At 70.1% G+C, this 21,680-nt stretch carries 20 protein-coding genes; all 20 read left to right on the top strand.

The window, feature by feature from the left end:
• Positions 1 to 34 precede the first annotated feature (34 nt).
• The 20 genes from A6048_RS09275 to A6048_RS09180 all read left to right on the top strand — a co-directional run bounded on the left by A6048_RS09275 (position 35) and on the right by A6048_RS09180 (position 21,676).
• Positions 35 to 580, top strand: a complete 546-nt coding sequence (locus A6048_RS09275; protein ID WP_107747453.1) for a ribosome maturation factor RimP — start codon at positions 35 to 37, stop codon at positions 578 to 580.
• Complete coding sequence (nusA, locus tag A6048_RS09270; RefSeq protein ID WP_107747454.1) at positions 577 to 1,563, top strand: transcription termination factor NusA; 987 nt, start codon at positions 577 to 579, stop codon at positions 1,561 to 1,563. The genes A6048_RS09275 and nusA overlap by 4 nt, the downstream gene beginning before the upstream one ends.
• Complete coding sequence (locus A6048_RS09265; protein WP_327494633.1) at positions 1,560 to 2,006, top strand: YlxR family protein; 447 nt, start codon at positions 1,560 to 1,562, stop codon at positions 2,004 to 2,006. Before nusA ends, A6048_RS09265 begins: the two co-directional genes overlap by 4 nt.
• A gap of 168 nt (positions 2,007 to 2,174) precedes the next feature.
• Positions 2,175 to 5,051 carry a translation initiation factor IF-2 gene (gene infB / locus A6048_RS09260; RefSeq protein WP_107747456.1) on the top strand — a complete coding sequence of 959 codons (2,877 nt, stop codon included), beginning with the start codon at positions 2,175 to 2,177 and terminating at the stop codon, positions 5,049 to 5,051.
• Positions 5,052 to 5,164: 113 nt separating this feature from the next.
• Entirely contained in the window at positions 5,165 to 5,626 is a 462-nt protein-coding gene (rbfA, locus tag A6048_RS09255; RefSeq protein ID WP_107747457.1) for a 30S ribosome-binding factor RbfA, read from the top strand.
• Entirely contained in the window at positions 5,623 to 6,591 is a 969-nt protein-coding gene (locus A6048_RS09250; protein WP_107747458.1) for a DHH family phosphoesterase, read from the top strand. Before rbfA ends, A6048_RS09250 begins: the two co-directional genes overlap by 4 nt.
• Positions 6,575 to 7,969 carry an MATE family efflux transporter gene (locus A6048_RS09245; RefSeq protein ID WP_235027493.1) on the top strand — a complete coding sequence of 465 codons (1,395 nt, stop codon included), beginning with the start codon at positions 6,575 to 6,577 and terminating at the stop codon, positions 7,967 to 7,969. The genes A6048_RS09250 and A6048_RS09245 overlap by 17 nt, the downstream gene beginning before the upstream one ends.
• The gene (locus tag A6048_RS09240; RefSeq protein ID WP_107747459.1) at positions 7,966 to 8,892 is read left to right on the top strand and encodes a metallophosphoesterase family protein; all 927 of its coding nucleotides are present in this window, start codon (positions 7,966 to 7,968) and stop codon (positions 8,890 to 8,892) included. The genes A6048_RS09245 and A6048_RS09240 overlap by 4 nt, the downstream gene beginning before the upstream one ends.
• A complete protein-coding gene (locus A6048_RS09235; RefSeq protein ID WP_107747460.1) occupies positions 8,889 to 9,596 on the top strand; it encodes a 4'-phosphopantetheinyl transferase family protein in 708 nt (235 codons plus the stop codon). Before A6048_RS09240 ends, A6048_RS09235 begins: the two co-directional genes overlap by 4 nt.
• 10 nt (positions 9,597 to 9,606) lie before the next feature.
• Positions 9,607 to 10,518 carry a tRNA pseudouridine(55) synthase TruB gene (gene truB / locus A6048_RS09230; RefSeq protein WP_107747693.1) on the top strand — a complete coding sequence of 304 codons (912 nt, stop codon included), beginning with the start codon at positions 9,607 to 9,609 and terminating at the stop codon, positions 10,516 to 10,518.
• Between the two features lie 23 nt (positions 10,519 to 10,541).
• Positions 10,542 to 11,519 carry a bifunctional riboflavin kinase/FAD synthetase gene (locus A6048_RS09225; RefSeq protein ID WP_107747461.1) on the top strand — a complete coding sequence of 326 codons (978 nt, stop codon included), beginning with the start codon at positions 10,542 to 10,544 and terminating at the stop codon, positions 11,517 to 11,519.
• 113 nt (positions 11,520 to 11,632) lie between these two features.
• Complete coding sequence (gene rpsO, locus A6048_RS09220; protein ID WP_107747462.1) at positions 11,633 to 11,902, top strand: 30S ribosomal protein S15; 270 nt, start codon at positions 11,633 to 11,635, stop codon at positions 11,900 to 11,902.
• Between the two features lie 336 nt (positions 11,903 to 12,238).
• Positions 12,239 to 14,521, top strand: coding sequence for a polyribonucleotide nucleotidyltransferase (locus A6048_RS09215; protein ID WP_107747463.1), 2,283 nt, complete (start codon positions 12,239 to 12,241; stop codon positions 14,519 to 14,521).
• Between the two features lie 98 nt (positions 14,522 to 14,619).
• Complete coding sequence (locus A6048_RS09210) at positions 14,620 to 15,942, top strand: M16 family metallopeptidase (protein ID WP_107747464.1); 1,323 nt, start codon at positions 14,620 to 14,622, stop codon at positions 15,940 to 15,942.
• 34 nt (positions 15,943 to 15,976) lie between these two features.
• Positions 15,977 to 16,726, top strand: coding sequence for a 4-hydroxy-tetrahydrodipicolinate reductase (gene dapB / locus A6048_RS09205; RefSeq protein WP_107747465.1), 750 nt, complete (start codon positions 15,977 to 15,979; stop codon positions 16,724 to 16,726).
• A gap of 8 nt (positions 16,727 to 16,734) precedes the next feature.
• Positions 16,735 to 17,214, top strand: coding sequence for a hypothetical protein (locus A6048_RS09200; protein ID WP_235027494.1), 480 nt, complete (start codon positions 16,735 to 16,737; stop codon positions 17,212 to 17,214).
• A complete protein-coding gene (locus A6048_RS09195; protein WP_107747466.1) occupies positions 17,211 to 17,663 on the top strand; it encodes a flavodoxin family protein in 453 nt (150 codons plus the stop codon). Before A6048_RS09200 ends, A6048_RS09195 begins: the two co-directional genes overlap by 4 nt.
• A gap of 35 nt (positions 17,664 to 17,698) precedes the next feature.
• Positions 17,699 to 18,451 (top strand): FAD-dependent thymidylate synthase, encoded by a 753-nt coding sequence (thyX, locus tag A6048_RS09190; protein ID WP_107747467.1) that lies wholly within the window; start codon positions 17,699 to 17,701, stop codon positions 18,449 to 18,451.
• Positions 18,452 to 18,509: 58 nt separating this feature from the next.
• Positions 18,510 to 19,457 (top strand): 4-hydroxy-tetrahydrodipicolinate synthase, encoded by a 948-nt coding sequence (gene dapA / locus A6048_RS09185; RefSeq protein WP_107747468.1) that lies wholly within the window; start codon positions 18,510 to 18,512, stop codon positions 19,455 to 19,457.
• Positions 19,454 to 21,676 (top strand): ribonuclease J, encoded by a 2,223-nt coding sequence (locus A6048_RS09180; protein ID WP_107747469.1) that lies wholly within the window; start codon positions 19,454 to 19,456, stop codon positions 21,674 to 21,676. Before dapA ends, A6048_RS09180 begins: the two co-directional genes overlap by 4 nt.
• Positions 21,677 to 21,680: the final 4 nt, after the last annotated feature.

The following is a 21,680-nucleotide window of genomic DNA, read 5'->3' as shown; positions in this document are numbered from 1 at the left end:
ATCGGCACCCACCAGCAGCTACGCCAGGAGTACCGTGATCGTCCCCGAGCCCGACAGGGCCCATATCCGCAGAACGGTCGCCGACCGTGGACTCGAACTCGAGGAACTCCGGGAGGACTCGCGGGCGGCCGACTGGCACGTGACCGTCGTCGTCGACGGCGACTCGGGTGTCACATTGGACGACCTCGCACGGCTGTCGACCGACCTCGACGCCCTCGCCGAGCAGTGGGGTGGACCCGACCGGGCCGTGACGTTCGAGGTGACGAGCCGTGGGGTGGACGCGCCCCTCGAGGAACCTCGGCACTGGCGCCGGGCCCGCGGTCGTCAGGTCGACGTGACCTACGTCGACGGAGTCGAAGGTCCCTCCCGTGGGCGGGTCGGTGACCTCGACGAGGAGACCGGGACCGTACGGCTGGTCTCGAGGTCGGGTCGTGGGATGCGGGTCGACTCGGTAACGTTGGACGCCGTGGCACGCGCTGTGATCCGGGTCGAGTTCCGGCCCGCTCCGGAGGACGAACTCGCCCTCCTGTCGGAGCCCGAGAACCCCGGACGTGGCGTGCGAGAAGGAGAAGACAGTTGAACATCGACATGGCGGCGCTGAACATGTTGTCCCAGGAGCGGGAGATCCCGCTGGACGACCTGGTGCGGACCCTGGAAAACGCATTGCTCACCGCGTACAAGCGGACCGACGACGCGCACCGCGTCGCCCGGATCCAGCTCGACCGGAAGGCCGGGACGGTCGCGGTCATGGCGGCCGAGGTCGACGAGGAGGGCAACCGGATCGGCGAGTTCGACGCCACCCCCTCCGATTTCGGCAGGGTGGCCGCGGCGACGGCCCGGCAGATCATCCTGCAACGCCTGCGCGAGGCCGAGACCGAGCGGATTTACGGTGACCTCGTCGCCCGGGAGGGCGAGGTCGTCAGCGGAGTCATCCAATCGGATTCCCGTGCGAACGCGCGGGGGATCATCGTCGTCCACATCGGACCCGAGAGCGGTGGGACCGAGGGCACCATCGCACCGGCCGAGCAGGTGCCGGGTGAGACCTACCAGCACGGTGACCGCATCAAGTGCCATGTCGTGGGGGTCCACAAGGGGCCGCACGGTGCCTCCGTCTCGCTGTCGCGCACCCACCCGGACCTGGTCCGCGGCCTCTTCGCCCTGGAGGTGCCCGAGATCGGTGACGGGTCGGTCCGGATCTCCGCGATAGCGCGTGAGGCCGGCCACCGGACCAAGATCGCAGTCGAGACGACGGTGTCGGGCCTCAACGCCAAGGGGGCCTGCATCGGACCGAACGGCGCGCGCGTCCGGGCGGTGATGGCGGAACTGAACGGCGAGAAGATCGACATCGTGGACTTCGATGAGGACCCCACGGTCTTCGTCGGCAACGCGCTCTCCCCGGCCAAGGTCATCTCCGTCACCGTGGCGGACGCCGAGACCCGCGCGGCCCGGGTCGTGGTGCCCGACTACCAGCTCTCGCTCGCCATCGGCAAGGAGGGGCAGAACGCCCGCCTCGCCCACCGGCTGACGCAGTGGCGGATCGACATCCACAGCGACGCGGAATGACGTCCGGCACGTCCGCTGTCCACGCGGTCGGGCGCGCCGTTAGTATCGAAACTCCGCGACCTGTAGACTCAGCAGATGTCACAGTGACTTCACGTCCACCTGCTCGCGCGGGAGGGACGGTGAGAAACCGAGGCGGCCTGATGCGGGTACATCGAGACCAGCAGGACGGCTCAGCCGAAGTGGCGGGTCCGGTAAGGACCTGCGTCGGCTGTCGCCGCCGGGATTCCGATTCCCGGCTACTTCGGATCGTTCACGATCCGCAGGCGGCAGCGCTCTCGCCGGACCCCGACCGGCGAGCGGTCGGGCGGGGAGCCTGGGTGCACCGTGACGAACGGTGCATCGCGACAGCACTCGATCGCAAGGCCTTCATCAGGGCCCTGCGACTGGCCGGGAACGTGTCCCAGGACGCGATCTCGGAGGTGCTCGAGACGCTATCGTCGTGAGCACGAGAGACCACCCGTCGGCCGCATGGGCCGACCGGGGGAGCACTAGAGAAGGAACGGACCAGACACGATGAGCACACCGTGAAGCTCCAGCGATGAACGTCCATCGAATGTAGAACGAGGTCGCGCGGCCAGCCCTGCCGTGAAGACCTCGCAGTGAGGAGAGCAGTGGCAGGCAAGCCCCGGGTACACGAGCTGGCAAAAGAGTTCGGTATCACTAGTAAAGAACTTCTGACGAAACTCCGCGATCAGGGAGAGTTCGTCAAGTCCGCATCATCGACCCTCGAGGCACCGGTGGTCCGGCGCCTCCGTGCGTCGCACGCACCGGCCGACGGCGGCACCGAGTCCGCACCGGCCGCCCCCAAGCCGGGTGGATCAGCTTCGCCGAAGCCCGGCGCGGCATCTCGACCGGCTCCGGGCCCCCGTCCGGGGGCGGATCCGCGCAAGGCGGCACCGAAGCCCGCTGCCGAGCGTCCCACCCCGGGCGCCACGCCCGCGGCGCCGGCACCGACTCCGGCCCCCGCTCCGGCTGCGGCGAACACGCCCGCAGCCGAGCGTCCCACCCCGGGCGCCAGGCCCGCGGCTCCGGCTCCCAAGCCCGCCGCTGCCGAGCGTCCCACCCCGGAGGCCCCGGCGACCCCGGCGGCATCTCGTCCGGCTCCCGGTCCGCGTCCCGCGGGCCCGAAGCCAGGTCCCAAGGCCCCGCGCGTCGGGAACAACCCGTTCTCGAGTGGCACCACTCCGGCACCGCGTCCGCAGGGCGGGGCACGTCCGGCCCCCGGCCAGGGCGGTCCCCGTCCCGGCGGCCAGCGTCCGGCTCCGGGTCAGGGCGGTCCTCGTCCGGCCCCCGGCCAGGGCGGTCCCCGTCCGGCCCCCGGCCAGGGCGGCCCCCGTCCGGCGCAGCGTCCGGGCGCCGCGGGTCCGGGCGGTCCTCGTCCCAGCCCCGGGCAGATGCCCGGTCAGGTCGCGCGTCCCGCTGCGGGCCGCGGTAGGCCGGGAGGCCCCGGCGGTCGTCCGGGTGGCGGAGGTTTCCGTCCCGGCGGCGGCGGTGCCGGTGCCCCCGCGGCGGGTGGCGGCGGTTTCCGCGGTCGTCCCGGCGGTGGCGGCGGCAATCGCGGCCGCAGCGGCGCCGCGGGTGCGTTCGGTCGTCCCGGTGGCGCACCCCGTAGGGGCCGCAAGTCCAAGCGGCAGAAGCGTCAGGAATACGATTCGATGCGGGCCCCCGAGGTCGGCGGCGTCCGGCTCCCCGACGGTCGTGGGCAGGTCCTACGTCTGGCACAGGGTGCCTCGCTGAGCGACTTCGCGGACAAGATCGACGTCAACCCGTCACAGCTGGTCCAGGCGCTGTTCAACCTGGGCGAGATGGTCACGGCGACCCAGTCGGTCACCCCGGAGACCCTGCAGCTCCTCGGCGAGGAGATGGGCTTCAAGGTCCAGGTCGTCAGCCCCGAGGACGAGGACCGCGAGCTCCTCGACTCGTTCGACCTGTCCTTCGGCGAGGACGAGGGCGGCGAGGACGAGCTCGAGATCCGTCCCGCGGTCGTCACCGTCATGGGTCACGTCGACCACGGTAAGACCCGGTTGCTCGACAGCATCCGGTCCGCGAAGGTCGGCGAGGGTGAGGCCGGCGGCATCACCCAGCACATCGGTGCCTACCAGGTCACCGTGCCGGTCGACGGGATCGACCGCACGATCACCTTCATCGACACCCCGGGTCACGAGGCGTTCACCGCCATGCGTGCCCGCGGCGCCAAGTCGACGGACATCGCGATCATCGTGGTCGCGGCGGACGACGGCGTGATGCCGCAGACGGTCGAGGCGATCAACCACGCGCAGGCGGCCGACGTGCCGATCGTCGTGGCGGTCAACAAGATCGACAAGGAGGGCGCACAGCCCGACAAGATCCGTGGCCAGATGACCGAGTACGGGCTCGTCCCGGAGGAGTACGGCGGCGACACCATGTTCGTTGACATCTCCGCGAAGCAGGGGCTCAACATCGAGTCGCTGCTCGAGGCGGTCGTCCTCACCGCGGACGCGTCGCTCGACCTCCGGGCCAACCCGGACATGGACGCGCAGGGCGTGGCCATCGAGGCGCACCTCGACCGCGGACGCGGTCCGGTCGCCACGGTGCTCATCCAGCGCGGAACCCTGCGGGTCGGCGACTCGATCGTCGCGGGCGATGCGTACGGGCGAGTCCGTCGCATGGTGGACGAGCACGGGGAGGACGTCGTGGAGGCGACCCCGTCCCGTCCGGTCCAGGTGATCGGTCTGACCAGTGTCTGTGGCGCAGGCGACACCCTGATGGTGGTCGAGGAGGATCGCACCGCACGGCAGATCGCCGACAAGCGAAATGCGCGCAAGCGCAACGCGCTCGCCGCGCGGTCCCGCCGCCGGATCAGCCTCGAGGACCTGGACTCGCATCTCAAGGAGACGAGCCAGCTCAACCTCATCATCAAGGGCGACAACTCCGGTACGGTCGAGGCCCTCGAAGAGGCCCTCATGAATATCGAGATCGACGACGAGGTGCAGTTGCGCGTCATCGACCGCGGTGTCGGTGCAGTCACCGAGACCAACGTCAACCTGGCGGCCGCATCCGACGCCGTGATCATCGGGTTCAACGTCCGCGCGGAGGGCAAGTCGACAGAGTTGGCCAACCGCGAGGGTGTGGACATCCGGTACTACTCGATCATCTACCAGGCGATCGACGAGATCGAGAGTGCGCTCAAGGGCATGCTCAAGCCGATCTACGAGGAGAAGAAGCTCGGTCAGGCGGAGATCCGCCAGCTGTTCCGCTCCTCCAAGTTGGGCAACATCGCGGGTTGCATGGTCCTCGACGGGATCATCCGCCGCAACGCCAAGGCCCGGCTCATCCGCGACGGCAAGGTCGCGGTCGAGGAGATGACCGTCTCCTCGCTGCGCCGGGAGAAGGACGACGCGACCGAGGTCCGCGAGGGCTTCGAGTGTGGTCTGACCGTGACGTACTCCGATATCAAGATCGGTGACGTCATCGAGACCTACGAGCTCGTCGAGAAGCCGCGCGACTGACGTCGACGGTGACACCCCGTGGGGGCAGGTTCCGTGGTCTACGGGCCTGCCCCCACGGCATTCTGGGTATCGAGCGGCCGCCCTGCGGCCGCACCACGTCAAGGAGGATCGCCATGGCCGGTAAGGGACGGGCCGGACGGCTCGGCAAGCGGATCGGGGAGATCGTCGCGACGGCGATCGAGTTCGAGATCAAGGATCCGCGTCTGGAGTTCATCACCATCACGGACTCACGCATCACCGCGGACCTGCGTGTGGCCACCCTCTACTACACGGTCCGGGGGACGACCCTGGACGACGAACCCGACATCGAGTCCGCCGAGCACGCGCTCACCGCGGTCCGCGGTCGACTGAGGACGATGGTGGGCAAGCAGACTGGTGTCAAGTTCACGCCCGAGCTGACCTTCGTGCTGGATGCCGTTCCGGATGCGGCTCGCCAGATGGAGGAGTTGCTCGCCAAGGCCCGCGCGCAGGACGAAGAGGTCCGCCGCGTGGCGGAGGGCGCTCGGCCCGCCGGCGACGAGGACCCCTACCGCAGGGACGACGAGGAGGGACTGCCGGAGGACGACGACCGGTGATCACGGTGGTGGACGCGGGCGGAGCGGCCGAGGTCCTGGCGCGGCACCGCGAGGTGACCGTGCTGTGTCACGTCCGCCCCGATGCCGACGCCCTGGGAAGTTCTGCGGGACTCGCCCGGGCGCTGCGGGCAGCGGGCGCGCGGGTCCACCACTCGTTCGACCCGGGGATCGTCCCGGAAGCGCTCCGGGTGATCCCGGGGACCGAGCACGTGGTGCCGGTGAGCGAGGTGCCGGAGCATGACGGTCTCGTGGTGACCCTGGACTGCGCCAGCCCGGACCGCGTGGGCGACTGGGGACGGCTGGCCCGGTCCGCCGCCGAGATCCTCGTGGTGGACCACCATCGTTCCAACCCGGGTTTCGGCACACACCTGCTACTGGATCCCGAGGCGGCGTCGACCGCGTCCCTGGTGCTCGACGTCCTCGTGGCCGGTCGGTATCCGGTCGATCCCGAACTCGCCACCAGCCTCTACGCCGGGCTCGTCACCGACACCGGGTCCTTCCGGTGGGGTGGAGCGGGTTCGCACGACACGGCCCGCCGACTCCTGGCGGCCGGGGCGGAGTCCGGGGAGCTCGGCTTCGCGCTCCTCGACGCCCACTCGTTCTCCTGGCTCCGCGTGCTGGGTGAACTCCTGGGTACGGCGCGCCTGGACGCGGACGCGGCCGGGGGACGGGGCGCGGTCTGGCTGACGGTCCCGCACGACGTGGTCGCGGTGGTCGACGAGGCCGACGTCGAGTCGCTCGTGTCCCACTTGCAGGGTGTCCGCGAGGCGCACGTCGCGGTCCTGGTCAAGGAGATCCGGCCGGGGGAGTGCGCGGTGTCGCTCCGTTCCCGCGGCGACGACGGCGTGGACGTCTCGGCCGTGGCCGCGGCGTTCGGCGGTGGCGGACATCCCGCGGCGGCCGGGTGCACCGTGCGCGGAGACCTCGGGGACGTCACGGCGAGGCTCCGTGAGCTACTCGGCTGACCCGGGACGCGACGCCACGGTGCCGGACGTCGGTGTGGGTGAACTCGGGCGCCGCCTGTGGTCGATCGCGCTGCCGGTGCTGCCGGTGCTGGCAGCCGAGCCGATCTACCTGCTCGTCGACGGGATCGTCGTGGGTCGGCAGGGCTCGGAGGACCTGGCGGCGCTCGGCGTCGGTGCGCTCGTCCTGTTGGTGCTCGGCACCCAGATGAACTTCCTCTCGTACGGGACGACCGCTCGGGCGGCCCGCCTCCACGGGGCCGGGCGACGTTCGGACGCCGTGGCTGAGGGGGTCCAGGCCACGTGGATCGCACTGTCGGTGGGGGTCGTGGTGGTCGCCGGCGTGCACGCGACGATCGGGCCCCTGACGCGGGTCCTCGCCGCGGACGCCCAGGTGGCGGCGAGCGCGGCGGACTGGCTGCGGGTGGCGGTGTGGGGAATTCCGTGCATCCTGGTCGCGTCCGCCGGACACGGGTGGATGCGGGGGGTGCAGCGGCTGAGGACACCTCTGGTCCTGGTGGCCGTGGGGATCGGCGTCTCCACCATCGGTTGTGTGGTGCTGGTGCCCGGGCTCGGTCCCGTACCCGCGCTGGGGTTGGTCGGAAGCGCCTGGTCCAACCTCGCCGGTCAGGTGATCATGGCCGGTGGCTTCCTCGCGGCGCTGGTCCTGGAGCACCGGGGGTCGTTGCGTCCGCGGTGGAGCGTGATCGTGAGCCAGCTCCGTCTGGGGGTGGATCTGGTGATCCGCACCGCGTCCTTCCAGGTGACCTTCGCCGTGGCCACGACGGCCGCCGCGGCCGCGGGGGTCGACTCCCTCGCGGCTCACCACCTGGCGCAGCAACTGTGGGCGCTGTACACCCTGGTCCTGGATTCGGTGGCGATCGGGGCGCAGTCGCTCGTCGGCGCGGCGTTGGGTGCAGGGCTCGCCGCCCACGGCCGCGCCCTGGCCCGGGCTGTGGTCGTGTGGTCGCTGGGGCTGGGTGTCGGGCTCGCCGTGGCCACGGTGCTCTTCCGCGCGCCCATGTCGACGCTCCTGTCGGGCGACACTGAGGTCGCCGGCCGACTCGTGGTGGCGCTGACGGGGATGGCGATCGTGGTGGTCCCGGCCGCTCTGGTGTTCGGCCTCGACGGAGTCCTCCTCGGCGCGGGCGATGCCGCCTACCTCCGCACCACCACCGTGGTCGCCGCCCTGTTCGGATTCCTTCCCGTGCTCCTCGCGACCAGACACTTCGGGTGGGGGCTGGTCGGGATCTGGTGGGGCATGGGCGTGTTCGTGGCCATGCGACTCATCGCGGTCGTGGCCCGTGTCCGCGGTGACCGATGGCTGGTCTTGGGCGCGGAGACCCCGGACCGTCGGGCATCCGAGGGGGCTACGACATGACGGCCCACCCGAGTCTGCGTGCGGTGTCCGACCTCCATGTCGGTCACCGGGGCAACGCGGACGTCATCGACGACATCCGGCCCGCCCATCCGGGCGACTGGCTGATCGTGGCCGGAGACGTCGCCGAGAAGACCGATCACGTGATCGGCGCGCTGGGACGTCTGGCGGACCGGTTCGAACGGGTGCTCTGGGTACCCGGCAACCACGAGTTGTGGATCGCCTCCGACGACGAGGGGATCACCTCCACCACAAAGTACGACCGTCTGGTGGACGCCTGCCGCGCGATCGGGGTGGACACCCCCGAGGACCCGTACCCGCTCTGGACCGGTCCCGGAGGGCCGGCGTGGGTGGTGCCGATGTTCCTGCTCTACGACTACTCGTGGACCCGTTCGCCGGGCCAGTCCCGGGCGGCGGCACTGGCGGGGGCGCGGGAGCGACGGGTGGTGGCGTCCGACGAGTTCCTCATCGATCCCGCCCCGTACCCGGACGCGGCCGCGTGGTGTTCTGATCGCCTGGTGGCCACCACCACCAGGCTGGCGGCCCTGGATCCGCGCCACCCGACGGTGTTGGTGAACCACTGGCCCCTGCTGCGCGCTCCCACGGAGGTCCTGCGACATCCTGATTTCGCGCTGTGGTGCGGCACCGATCAGACCGCGGACTGGCACCGCCGCTATCGCGCCGCGGCATGCGTCTACGGGCACCTGCACATCCCGCGCACCACCGTCCACGACTCGGTCCGGTTCGACGAGGTCTCGCTGGGCTACCCGCGCGAGTGGGCGGCCCGCGGCCGACCCGATCCGCTCGCCCGTCAGATCCTCCCCGCCCCCGACCACCGTCAGGTGCGGTGGATCCGGGGTGGGGACGGGCTGCCGAGGATCGCCCGGCCCGATGACGACGGGCCCGACCTGGAGGAGGAACGGTGATCAGGGGTGTCCTGCCCGACGATGTGGTGGCCGTGACGTTCGACGAACTCGGCATGTCCGACGCGGCGGCGCTGGCCGCGATGTACCCGGTCGAGGTCGAGCAGATCGGCCGGGCGGTCGAGAGCAGAAGGATCGAGTTCGCCGCGGCCCGTGCCTGCGCACGCGAGGCGATGAGCCGACTCGGCGTGCCCGCGGGGCCGATCACCCGGGGTGGCAGGGGGATGCCGGTGTGGCCCCCGGGGGTGGTGGGCACGCTCACGCACACCGGTGGTCTGCGGGCCGCAGCCCTGGCACCGGTCGACCGGGTGCGTTCCCTCGGCCTGGACGTCGAACCGCACGGGCCCCTGTCGGAGGGGGTGCTCGAGGCGGTCTCCCTACCCGAGGAGGCGGCGTGGGTGCGCGCGGCCCGCGGGGAGGACAGTGCGGTCCACTGGGACCGGCTGCTGTTCACGGCCAAGGAGGCGACCTACAAGGCGTGGTATCCGCTCACGCGGAGATGGCTGGGTTTCGCCGACGCCCACATCACCCTCACACCCACGGACGTCGACGGCGCGACCGTCTCGGGCGTGTTGATCTCGCGGATCCTCGTCGACCCGCGGGCGGTTGACGGCGGGCCCGACCTGGTGGAGTTCCGCGGCCGGTGGGCGGTGCGGGACGGCTACGTGGCCTCGGCGATCGTGCTCCGGCCGGCCGGTGGGGGATAGCGTGTCCGGCGTGACTCAGCGCAGACCAGACCCCCGACCCGCTCCCGCCCCCGGACTCGTGGTGGTCGACAAACCCGGCGGCATGACCAGTCACGACGTCGTCGGGCGGCTGCGCCGGTACTTCGGCACCCGCAAGGTGGGACACGCCGGCACGCTCGACCCGATGGCGACCGGTGTCCTGGTGGTGGGGATAGAGAGGGCCACCAAGCTCCTGGGACTGCTCGCGCTGGAGACCAAGTCCTACGAGGCCACCATCCGGCTCGGCGAATCCACCACCACCGACGACGCGGAGGGTGAGACCACCGCGCGGGTCGACGCCTCCGCGGTGACCGATCAGGCGATCGACGCCGGGGTCGCGGGACTGACCGGGGAGATCGAGCAGGTCCCGTCCTCGGTGAGTGCGATCAAGGTGGACGGCCGCCGGGCCTATGACAGGGTGCGGGCCGGGGAGGACGTGCGGCTCGACGCGCGGGGGGTGACCGTGTCGCGGTTCGAGGTCCTGGAGCGCACACGTTCCGGAGAGGTGGTGGACCTCGTCGTCGTCGTCGACTGTTCGACCGGCACCTACATCCGCGCGCTCGCCCGCGACCTCGGTGCCACGCTCGGCGTGGGGGGTCATCTCACCGCGCTGCGTCGCACGGGCGTCGGCCCGTTCGGGTTGGACGTCGCCCGGACCCTCGGGGAGCTCGAGGAGGATCCGCGTCTGTCCCTGGACCTCGACGCCGCCGCGTTGACCGCCTTCCCCCGTCGGGACGTCGACGCCGACGAGGCGGAGGGGTTGCGACACGGACGGTGGCTCGAGGCCCGCGGCGACGACGGGGTGGTCGCCGCCGTGGGACCGGACGGACGGGTGGAGGCTCTGGTCTCCGAGTCCGGACAGCGCGCGGCTCCGGTCGTGGTCATGCGACCGGCGGGCCTGTGAGGCCCGGGCGTAAGGTGGGCGCCGTGCAGCTGTGGCGGACGTTCGACGAGATCGTGATCCCCGACGGCGGGACCTCCGTCGCACTCGGGGTGTTCGACGGTCTCCATCGAGGTCACCGGGGACTGGTGGACCACGCGGTGGGTACCGGACGTGAGTTGGGGGCCAGCCCTGTCCTGGTGACGTTCGACCCACACCCCGTGGAGGTGGTCAGGCCCGGTACCCACCCCCTCGTGTTGACCCCGCTGGAGCGACGTGCGGAACTGGCCGGCGAGCTGGGCGTGGACGCGGTGTTCGCCCTGCCCTTCGACACCGGGATGGCCTCGTGGGAACCCGACGAGTTCATCGACCGAGTCCTGGTCCGGGGGCTGCGGAGTCGCTCCGTCACCGTGGGGAGCAACTTCTCGTTCGGCCGACGTGCCGCGGGCACGCCGGAGACGATGCGCGAACTGTGTTCCGAGCGGGGGATCGACGTCCGGGTGATGGACCTGCTGGAATCCGGGGGAGAGCCCGTCTCCTCGTCCCGGATCCGGCGCCTGCTCTCGGAGTCCGATGTCGCCGGCGCGGCATCGATCCTCGGCCGTCCCCACCGTGTGTCCGGGCTCGTCGTGCACGGGGCCGGACGCGGTGGGCGCGACCTGGGGTACCCGACGGCCAACCTGGACCTGGCGGAATACACGGCCGTCCCCGTCGACGGCGTCTACGCGGGGTGGTTCACCCTCCTCGACGATCACGAGGTCGACGGGTCGATCCTGCCCGGCCGGCGCTACCCGGCGGCGATCTCCGTGGGCACCAATCCCACCTTCGGGGACGCGGCGCGCAGTGTCGAGGCGTTCGTGCTGGACGAGTCCGCGGACCTCTACGGACGGGTGGCGGCGGTCGACTTCGTCGACCACGTCCGCGACATGGAGAAGTTCTCCTCCGTCGACGAACTGCTGGTGGCGATGGACCGCGACGTGGCCAGGACCAGGGCCGTGCTCGAGGTGGACGCCGAGCGCCACTGATCACCGATTGGGGTGCCGGGGCCGTCCACTGGTAACGTCTCCTCTCGGCCCTCCTGCGGTCCGCGGCGGCGGGGTCATTCATTTTCGCGGACTGGAACAACCAGGAGAGACCCATGGCGATGACCACCGAAGAGAAGAAGGCCGTACTGGCCGAGTACGGGATCCACGAGACCGACACCGGTTCGCCCGAAGCCCAGGTCGCGCTGCTCACTAAGCGGATCAGCCAGCTGACCGAGCACCTCAAGAGCCACCAGCACGACCACCACTCGCGTCGCGGCCTGCTCCTGATGGTCGGCCGTCGTCGTCGTCTCCTCAAGTACATCGCCAAGGTCGACATCGCGCGCTACCGCTCGCTGATCGAGCGCCTCGGCCTGCGTCGCTGAGCGGACCCCGCCCGCGCGCCCACTGTTCCCCGTCCTCGAAGAGGGCGGGGAACAGTGCTGTACGGGGGCGCTGTCAGCGCGTCCCCCGGTGACCCGGGGTGTTCTCCCTGGTAGCCTGATCACGGCCGGTGCGCACGTACCGGGTGTCGACAGGTCCGATTGACGGTCCTCGGTAGTGGCTGCCGGAACCGCGGGTGCCCCGGGACGGGGCGCCGGTTCCGGCCGCTTCGATCGAAGACCGAAGTCGAACCGGGATTCCCTGACGTGTGACCCGGCGGGCCCGGCGGAGTCTTCTCCGCCGTGAGGCCCCCAGTCACCGACAGGACAGGACTACACATGCCAGAGATCAAGGCCGTCGAGGTCGAAGACGGTGTCTTCGAGACCGTCGCGACCATCGACAACGGCGACTTCGGTCGCCGCGAGGTGCGATTCGAGACCGGACGGTTGGCCAAGCAGGCCGCCGGCGCGGTGGTCGCGTACCTCGACGACGACACCATGATGCTGTCCGCCACCACGGCGGGCAAACACCCCAAGGAGCACTTCGACTTCTTCCCCCTGACGGTGGATGTCGAGGAGCGGATGTACGCCGCCGGTCGTATCCCCGGATCGTTCTTCCGCCGCGAGGGCCGGCCGAGCACCGACGCCATCCTCACCTGCCGCCTCATCGACCGGCCGTTGCGTCCCACCTTCGCGGACGGGGTCCGCAACGAGGTCCAGGTCGTCGTGACCATCATGAGCCTGGACCCCAAGGACCTCTACGACGTCGTGGCGATCAACGCCGCGTCCGCCTCGACGCAGCTGTCCGGCCTCCCGTTCTCGGGCCCGGTCGGCGGCGTGCGGATCGCGCTCATCCCGACCGCTGCCCGCCCGGAGGGCCAGTGGGTCGCGTTCCCGACCGTCGAGCAGCTCTCCGAGGCCGTCTTCGACATGGTCGTGGCGGGTCGCGTCACCGGTTCGGGTGACACCGCGGACGTCGCCATCATGATGGTCGAGGCCGAGGCCACCGACAACGTCATCGAGAAGATCGCCGGAGGCGCGCAGGCGCCCACCGAGGACGTCGTGGCGCAGGGACTGGAGGCGGCCAAGCCGTTCATCTCGGAGCTGTGCGCCGCGCAGCAGGCGCTGGCCACCGCCGCGCCGTCCGAGGCCCGCGAGTTCACGCTCTTCCCGCCGTACCAGGAGGACGCGTTCACCGCCGTGTCCGAGGTCGCGGAGAAGAAGCTCGGCGAGATCATGTCCATCGCCGACAAGCAGGAGCGCGACGGGGCGACCGACCAGCTCAAGGCCGAGGTCCTCGACTCACTCTCGGAGCGGTTCGAGGGACGCGTCGGAGAGCTCGGTGCCGCGTTCAAGTCGCTCACCAAGAAGATCGTCCGTCAGCGGATCCTCACGGACCACTTCCGTATCGACGGCCGCGGCATCCGGGACATCCGCGCGTTGTCCGCCGAGGTCGAGGTCATCCCGCGGGCCCACGGTTCGGCCCTGTTCGAGCGGGGAGAGACCCAGATCCTCGGCGTCACCACGCTCGACATGGTCAAGATGGCCCAGCAGATCGACTCGCTCGGTCCGGAGACCAGCAAGCGCTACATGCACCACTACAACTTCCCGCCGTACTCCACCGGTGAGACCGGCCGCGTGGGGTCGCCCAAGCGTCGCGAGATCGGTCACGGAGCGCTCGCCGAGCGTGCGCTCATGCCGGTGCTCCCCAGCGTCGAGGAGTTCCCGTACGCCATCCGCCAGGTCTCCGAGGCGCTCAGCTCCAACGGCTCCACCTCGATGGGTTCCGTCTGCGCCTCGACCCTGTCCCTGCTGAACGCGGGTGTCCCGCTCAGGGCACCGGTGGCGGGTATCGCGATGGGCCTGGTCTCGGACGAGATCAAGAACGAGGCCGGGGAGTCGGAACGTCGCTACGTCGCCCTGACCGACATTCTCGGTGCCGAGGACGCGTTCGGCGACATGGACTTCAAGGTCGCCGGTACGGGAATGTTCGTCACCGCGCTCCAGCTCGACACCAAGCTGGACGGCATCCCGTCCGAGGTGCTGGCCGGCGCGCTCACCCAGGCCCGTGAGGCCCGTCTGACGATCCTCGACGTGATGGCCGAGGCCATCGACGAGCCGGACGAGCTGAGCCCGTTCGCCCCGCGCATCATCGCGATCAAGGTGCCGGTCGACAAGATCGGTGAGGTGATCGGGCCCAAGGGCAAGATGATCAACTCGATCACCGAGGAGACCGGCGCGAGCGTCTCGATCGAGGACGACGGCACCGTGTACATCGGTGCCACCGACGGCGAGTCCGCGCAGGCGGCAATCGACAAGATCAACGCGATCGCAAACCCGCAGTTGCCCAAGGTCGGCGAGCGCTTCCTCGGCACGGTCGTCAAGACCGCTCCGTTCGGCGCGTTCCTGTCGCTGCTGCCCGGCCGCGACGGCCTGGTCCACATCTCGAAGCTGGGCCAGGGCAAGCGGGTCGGCAAGGTCGAGGACGTCGTCAACGTGGGCGACAAGATGCAGGTCGAGATCGCGGACATCGACAACCGCGGCAAGATCAGCCTCGTCCCCGTCGGCGACGAGTCGGCCGCAGCGGAGACTGTCGCCGACGCCGAGGGCGACGACAACTGATCCACCGCCGGGGGCGGGCACGCGCACCCCGGCACCACACGAGGCACGCACCCCGCATCCGGGGTGCGTGCCTCGTATCGCTGGAAGGGAGAGTCACCGTGAGTTCGACGATCAGGGTGGACAGGTCGATCCCCGGGCTCCGGGTGGTGACGGAGAACCTCCCGTGGTGCCACACCGCGGCGGTCGGGGTGTGGATCGCGGCGGGTTCCGCCGACGAGGCCCCCGACGAGCACGGTGCAGCGCACTTCCTCGAGCACGTCCTGTTCAAGCGGACCGCCACGGCGTCGGGGCGGGAACTCTCCGAGCGGATCGACCTCCTCGGGGGCGACCTCAACGCCTACACGGGTCGGGAGCACACCTGCTACCACGTGCACGTCCCGGCGGAGGGTCTGGCGACGGCGGTGGACGTGCTCGTCGACGTGGTGGCCAACGGGTCCTGCGCTCCGGAGGACGTGGAGATCGAACGGGATGTGGTGCTCGACGAGCTCGCGGGCCGCGCCGACGACCCCGAGGACCTCGCCTGCGAACTCGCCACGGGGGCCGTACTCGGTGATGACCCGTTGGCCCGCCCGATCATCGGTACCGAGGAGTCGGTGGAGGCCCTGGACGCCGAGACGCTGCGGTCCTTCCACCGGAGAGTTCTCCGTGCGGGGGACGTGGTGGTGGCCGCGGCCGGACGCATCGACCACGAGGACCTGGTCAGGCGTATCGCCGACGGACCGTTGGCCGCCGTGGTCGCCGCGGGACCCGGTGATGCGGGGGAAGGAGTCCACACCTCCGCATCCACCTCCGTTCAGACCGACGACCGCGCGGACTGGGCTCCGTCGTCGGTGCTCGTGGGGGAGGACGACGACTCCGAGCAGGTGCTGTTGGCGCTGGCTCGGAGAACCCCGGCCCGCGATCATCGGGACCGCGCCGCCGCACAGGTCGCGACCGCGGTCCTCGGTGGTGGCCTGAGTTCCCGGTTATTCCAGCGGGTCCGCGAGGAACTCGGGCTGGCCTATACCGTCTACGCGTCGATGGACCAGTTCCGGGCGACCGGACTGGTCTCGGTCGTCGCCGGCAGTCCGGTCGGACGAGTCGACGCCCTGAGTGGTGCGCTCGCCGAGGTGGTGGCGGGGATGGTCCACGATCCCCCTGCCGGCGACGAGGTCGACCGCGCGATCGGACACCTCACCGGGTCGATCAGGCTCGGACTGGATGATCCGCTGTCGCGGATGACGCGGATCGGCCGCCACCTGTTGGACCGCGACACGGTCGTGACCGTCGAGGAGTCCCTCCTCCGACTCCGGAGGGTCACCCGCGACGACGTCGCAGAGTACTGGACCGGCGAGACCGCTCCCTGGTGTCTGGCGGCCGTGGGGCCCGGCATGCCCGACGCGGGGGGCGCGGCTGGTCTGCTGGCCGGCGTGGGCGGATAGGCTGGTGGCAGGCGTGACGACCATTGAGGAGACGATGACGATGACGAAGGTCGGAGTGCTCGGTGCACGCGGCAAGGTGGGCGCGGCGATCTGCGAGGCGGTCCGCGCGGCGGAGGACATGGACCTCGTCGCCGAGGTGGACCAGGGGGATCCGCTGCAGATGCTCACCGACCGCGGCGCCGAGGTGGTCGTGGACTTCACCCATCCCGACGTGGTGATGAGCAACCTCGAGTTCTGCGTCTCCCACGGCATCCACGCGGTCGTCGGCACCACCGGGTTCACCGAGGAGCGACTCGGGACCCTGCGAGGGTGGCTCGAGTCAAGTCCTGGGACCGGGGTGCTGGTCGCGCCCAACTTCGCGATCGGAGCGATCCTCATGATGCGCTTCGCCGTTCAGGCCGCCAGGTATTTCCCGTCCGCGGAGATCGTGGAACTCCACCACCCGAACAAGGCCGATGCGCCCTCGGGCACGGCCCACCGCACCGCCGAGATGATGGGCGCCGCACGCGCCGAGGCCGGACTCGGGCCGTCCCCTGACGCCACGTCGACCGAGTTGGAGGGTGCACGAGGAGCCGAGGTCGACGGCATCAGGGTCCACTCGGTCCGCGTGACCGGCCTCGTCGCCCACCAGGAGGTGCTCCTGGGATCACAGGGGGAGACCCTGACCATCAGACACGATTCGCTCGACCGCACCTCGTTCGCCCCGGGTGTGCTCCTGGGTGTGCGCGCGATCGCCGGAGCTCCCGGACTCACCGTGGGACTCGACTCCTTCATGGATCTGTAGGCCGGCCCGTGGACAGAATCGTCAAACCCCTGGTGATGGCCGTTACGGCGGTCGGCCTGGTGGTGGCCTTCGGCTACCTTCTCTACCTCGGTTGGTCAATGATCAGCCGATCGGAGTATCTCGCCATGCGGGGACTCGGCGTCGGGATCGTCCTGCTCACCGTCGTCGGGGCGTGGGCCACGTGGGCGATCCTCCGGAACGGCGTCGAACTGCAGCGGATCTCCGCCGCCGCAGCCGAGGAGGGGATCGAGCTCGACGTCTCGGGACTGGACCAGCGCCCGTCCGGACGACTCGAGCACGCCGCCGCCGACGAGTTGTTCGATCGCGTCAGCGCCGAGTACCAGGCGGCACCGGACGACTGGCGTACCAACTACCGGTTGGCGCGTGCCTACGACCACGCGGGCGACCGCACCCGTGCACGTGAGGTGATGCGGGCGGCGATCGACCTCCGGGAGGCGGAGGCCTCCACAGCGCAGGATCCGCGATGAGCACCGTTCTCCTGGTCCACCACGCACCGTCACCCCGACTCCGCCGCATACTCGAGGCGCTGGAGAGCGGTCTCGCGCATCCCGACCTGGAGGGGATCGAGGTGGAATCGGTTCCGGCTCTGGCCACGACCGACGACCACGTGCTCCGGGCTGGCGGTTACGTCCTGCTCACCCCGGCCAACTTCGGGTACATGTCCGGTGCGCTCAAGCACTTCTTCGACCGCACCTACTACACCTGCGAGGGCGCGGTGGCCGGTCGGCCCTACGCACTCTGTGTGCACGGGGACAACGACACCTCGGGGGCCGTCACCTCGGTCGAGCGGATCACCACCGGGTGGGACCTGCGGCAGGTAGCCCCGGCTCTACAGCTCACCGGCGAGCCCGACCGTGAGGACCTCGACCACGCGGCCGAGGTCGCCGCGACCGTTGCCGCACATCTTCTCGGCTGACCGCCGGGCGTCACGTAAGCAGAGGGAGTCCCACCATGTCCGAGCTCGTCCGGAGGCAGGTCCGCATGGTCGCGCACACCGCGTTCACCCCACCCGAGGAGATCGGGTGGGAGACCGATGCGCACGGCGGATCCGCCCTGGCCGAATTCGCCGGCCGGGCCTGCTACCAGAGTTGGGACAAGCCCAACCCGCGCACCGCGTCCAACGCCGGGTACCTGAGGCACATTCTCGAGGTGGGGCACCTCTCGGTGTTCGAGCACGCCAGCGTGACGTTCTACATCACCGGCATCTCCCGTTCGTGCACCCACGAGCTCATCAGGCACCGACATTTCTCCTACAGTCAGCTCTCGCAGCGGTTCGTGCCCGAACACGACTCCAAGGTGGTGCCCCCGCCCGCGATCGCCGACGACCCGGAACTGGTGGAGATCTTCCGGCGCGCCACCGATGCGTCCCGGGAGGCCTACGCGGAGATGCTCTCCAAACTCGAGGAGCGGTTCGCCGACGTCCCCAACCCGATGCTGCGTCACAAGCAGGCCCGGCAGGCCGCGCGTTCGGTCCTGCCCAACGCCACCGAGACCCGCATCGTGGTGACGGGAAACTACAGGTCATGGCGCCACTTCATCGGGATGCGCGCGACCGAACACGCGGACACCGAGATCCGAGGACTGGCGATCGACGTCCTGCGCCAGTTGCGGGAGGCGGCGCCGGCCGTGTTCTCCGACTTCGAGATCACCGCACTGGAGGACGGTTCCGAGATCGCCGTGAGTCCCTACGTCCTCGAGGGATGAGTCGGATCACCGGGTCGGAATCGGGACTTCCCATAGCCTGCGGGTAGTCTGGGAGGCCATGACACACGTGACCACTGGGGGCCCGACGTCGGCGGACGGTCGGCCGGCCTTCACCGAACCCGGACGCCCCGCGCCGTTCGGCACGGTGCTCACGGCGATGGTCACCCCGTTCGGGTCCGACGGTTACGTCGACCTGAAGGCCGTCGCATGTGTTGCGGAACACCTCGTGGATTCGGGGTGCGACGGTCTCGTCGTGTCCGGGACCACGGGCGAGTCGCCCACCACCACGGACGCGGAGAAGATCGCGATCCTGGAGGCCGTTCTGGCCGCGGTGGGGGACAGGGCCACGGTGGTGGCCGGAGTGGGGACCTACGACACCGCACATTCCGTGCACCTCGCACGCCAGGCGGCGTCTGTCGGCGCGCACGGGATGCTCGTGGTGACGCCGTATTATTCCAAGCCCACCCAGGCCGGACTCGACGCCCATTTCCGGGCGATCGCCGACGCCACGGACCGACCGGTGATGCTCTACGACATCCCGCCGCGCTCCGTGGTCCCGATCCAGGCGGACACGCTCATCGGACTGTCGTCACACCCGAACATCGTTGCCGTCAAGGACGCCAAGGGTGACTTCCACGACGCGGTCACCGTGATGTCCCACTGCGACCTCGTCTACTACTCGGGCGACGACCAGCTCAACCTCCCGTGGCTGGCTGTGGGAGCCAGCGGGTTCGTCAGCGTGATCGGCCATGTGGCCGCCTCGCGCCTGGTCGAACTCCGCCGCGCCTTCCTCGCCGGCGATATCGACACGGCACGGCAGATCAACCTCGGACTCCTCCCGCTCTTCGACGCCCAACGGGCGCTCGGCGGCGTGTCGATGTCCAAAGCAGCACTTGAACTTCTCGGGATCCCGGCCGGAGTGCCGCGACTCCCGCAGTTACCACCGACCACCGAGCAGCGGGACGCACTGGCGTCGCTGTTGCACAGAGCAGGAGTCATCAGATGACGGAAAACCCGACGAACAGCCGCGGACGCGGCCGTCCCCGCCGCGCTGCCGGCCGCCCCACGGGCGAGCCCGCACCCGCGACCGCCGTGCAGTTCACCGAGCCCAAGGCCGTGTCCAACGCGCCCGCGGCGAGCAGTGGAGACGACCGGCCGAGCCAGGATCAGGGCAAACAAGATCAGGGCAAACAGGATCAGGGCAAGCAGGGCGGCGGCCAGCAGGGCAGCAGTCAGCAGGCCGGCGGCCAGCAGGGCAGGGGCCAGTCCAAGGGGCAGCAGAACAAGGGCCAGCAGGACCAGAAGCAGGACGCACCGAAGGGCGGCTCGCGCGGCCGCGGGCGCGGAGCGTCCTCCGACGGTGGCCAGAACGGCGGCGGCCAGAACAGTGGCGGCCAGGGTGGTGGCAACCAGAGTGGTGGCCAGAACGGTGGCGGCCGGGGCCGCGGTGGCCGCGGCCGCGGCCGTGGGAACGGGACCACCACCTCCACTGCCGAGTTCGGCGGCGTCAAGACCATGCAGGGCGGGGACATGACCGTCCGGCTGCCCAGCCCGCCCAAGCCGCGCAAGGGCGCGATGCGTCTGGTCGCGCTGGGCGGGATCACGGAGATCGGCCGCAACATGATGACCTTCGAGTACGACTCGAAGCTGCTCCTCGTGGACTGTGGTGTCTTGTTCCCGAGTTCGACCGAGCCCGGAGTGGACCTCATCCTCCCCGACTTCGGTCACATCGAGGATCGACTGGACCAGGTCGAGGCGCTCGTGCTCACGCACGCCCACGAGGACCACATCGGTGCGATCCCGTTCCTCCTCAAGCTGCGTCCGAACATCCCGGTCGTGGGGTCCCGGTTCACCCTGGCGCTGGTGGCGGCCAAGTGCCGGGAGCACCGGATCAAGCCGGTCTTCCAGCAGGTCGACGAGTCGAGCGTGAGTTCGTTCGGCCCGTTCGAGGTCCGCTACTTCGACGTCAACCACTCGATCCCCGAGTGCCTGGGCGTGGTCGTCCGCGCCGGCGGCAATTCCGTGATGATGTCGGGCGACATCAAGCTCGACCAGCTTCCCACCGACAAGCGGCCCACCGACCTGGCCAAGATGGCACGGTTCGGCGACGAGGGTATCGATCTGCTGCTGCTGGACTCCACCAACGCCACCACCCCGGGGGTCAGTCGCTCGGAGTCCGAGGTCGGGCCCGCTCTGCAGCGACTGATCAGCGACGCCCGCCGGCTCGTCGTGGTGGCCTGCTTCGCCTCCAACGTCTACCGCGTGCAGTCCGTCATCGCGGCCGCCGAGGCCTGTGGCCGGAAGGTCGCGCTCACCGGCCGGTCCATGATCCGCAACATGGAGATCGCGCTCGAACTGGGGCTGCTCACGGACCCGAAGGGTGTCCTGATCGACATGGACGCCGCGGCGAAGCTCCCCTCCGAGAAGGTCCTCGTGATGACCACCGGCACCCAGGGGGAGTCGATGGCCGGACTGTCCAGGATGGCCCGCCGTGAACACCGGCAGATCAACCTCTCGGAGGGCGACACCGTCCTGTTCTCCTCGTCGATCGTCCCGGGCAACGAGGAGCCGGTCTTCAGCGTGCAGAACAGCCTGTCCCAGATGGGCGTGAACGTGGTGACCAGCCGCGATGCCAACATCCACGTCTCCGGACACGGGGACGCGGGCGAGCTGCTCTTCGTCTACAACGCGGTCCGTCCGAAGAACGCGATGCCCGTCCACGGTGAGTGGCGGCACCTCCGGGCGAACCGGGCCCTGGCCGTCGCGACCGGTGTCCCGGCGCAGAACGTGGTGCTCGCGCAGAACGGTGTCGTGGTGGACCTCGTCGACGGAAAGGCGTCCACCGTCGGTCAGATCCCGGTCGGCCACCTGTACGTGGACGGCTTGTCCACGGGCGACGTCGGCGACACCGTACTGGCGGACCGCACCGCGCTGAGTGAGGACGGTTTCATCGTCGCCACGGTGGTGGTGGACCCCCGCACCGGTCGACCGGTGAGCAAGCCCCAGATCATCGCCAAGGGTTTCACCGACGAGCCGGGTGCGTTGGCGCCGGTGGTCGAGTTGGTCGAGAACGCACTGTGGGACCTGGCAGGGGAGGGTGAGACCGATCCCTACCGGCTCGCTCAGGCGGTCCGCCGGACCGTCGGTACGTGGGTGTCCGACAAGTGGCGTCGTAAGCCGATGATCGTGCCCACCGTCATCACCTCCGTGGCAGCGGAGGACTGAGTCC

It is taken from the genome of Dietzia psychralcaliphila (assembly GCF_003096095.1).
GTDB classification, from domain to species: domain Bacteria; phylum Actinomycetota; class Actinomycetes; order Mycobacteriales; family Mycobacteriaceae; genus Dietzia; species Dietzia psychralcaliphila.
The sequence above is the reverse complement of the archived record's forward strand: the minus strand, read 5'-3'. Positions and strand labels throughout refer to the sequence as shown.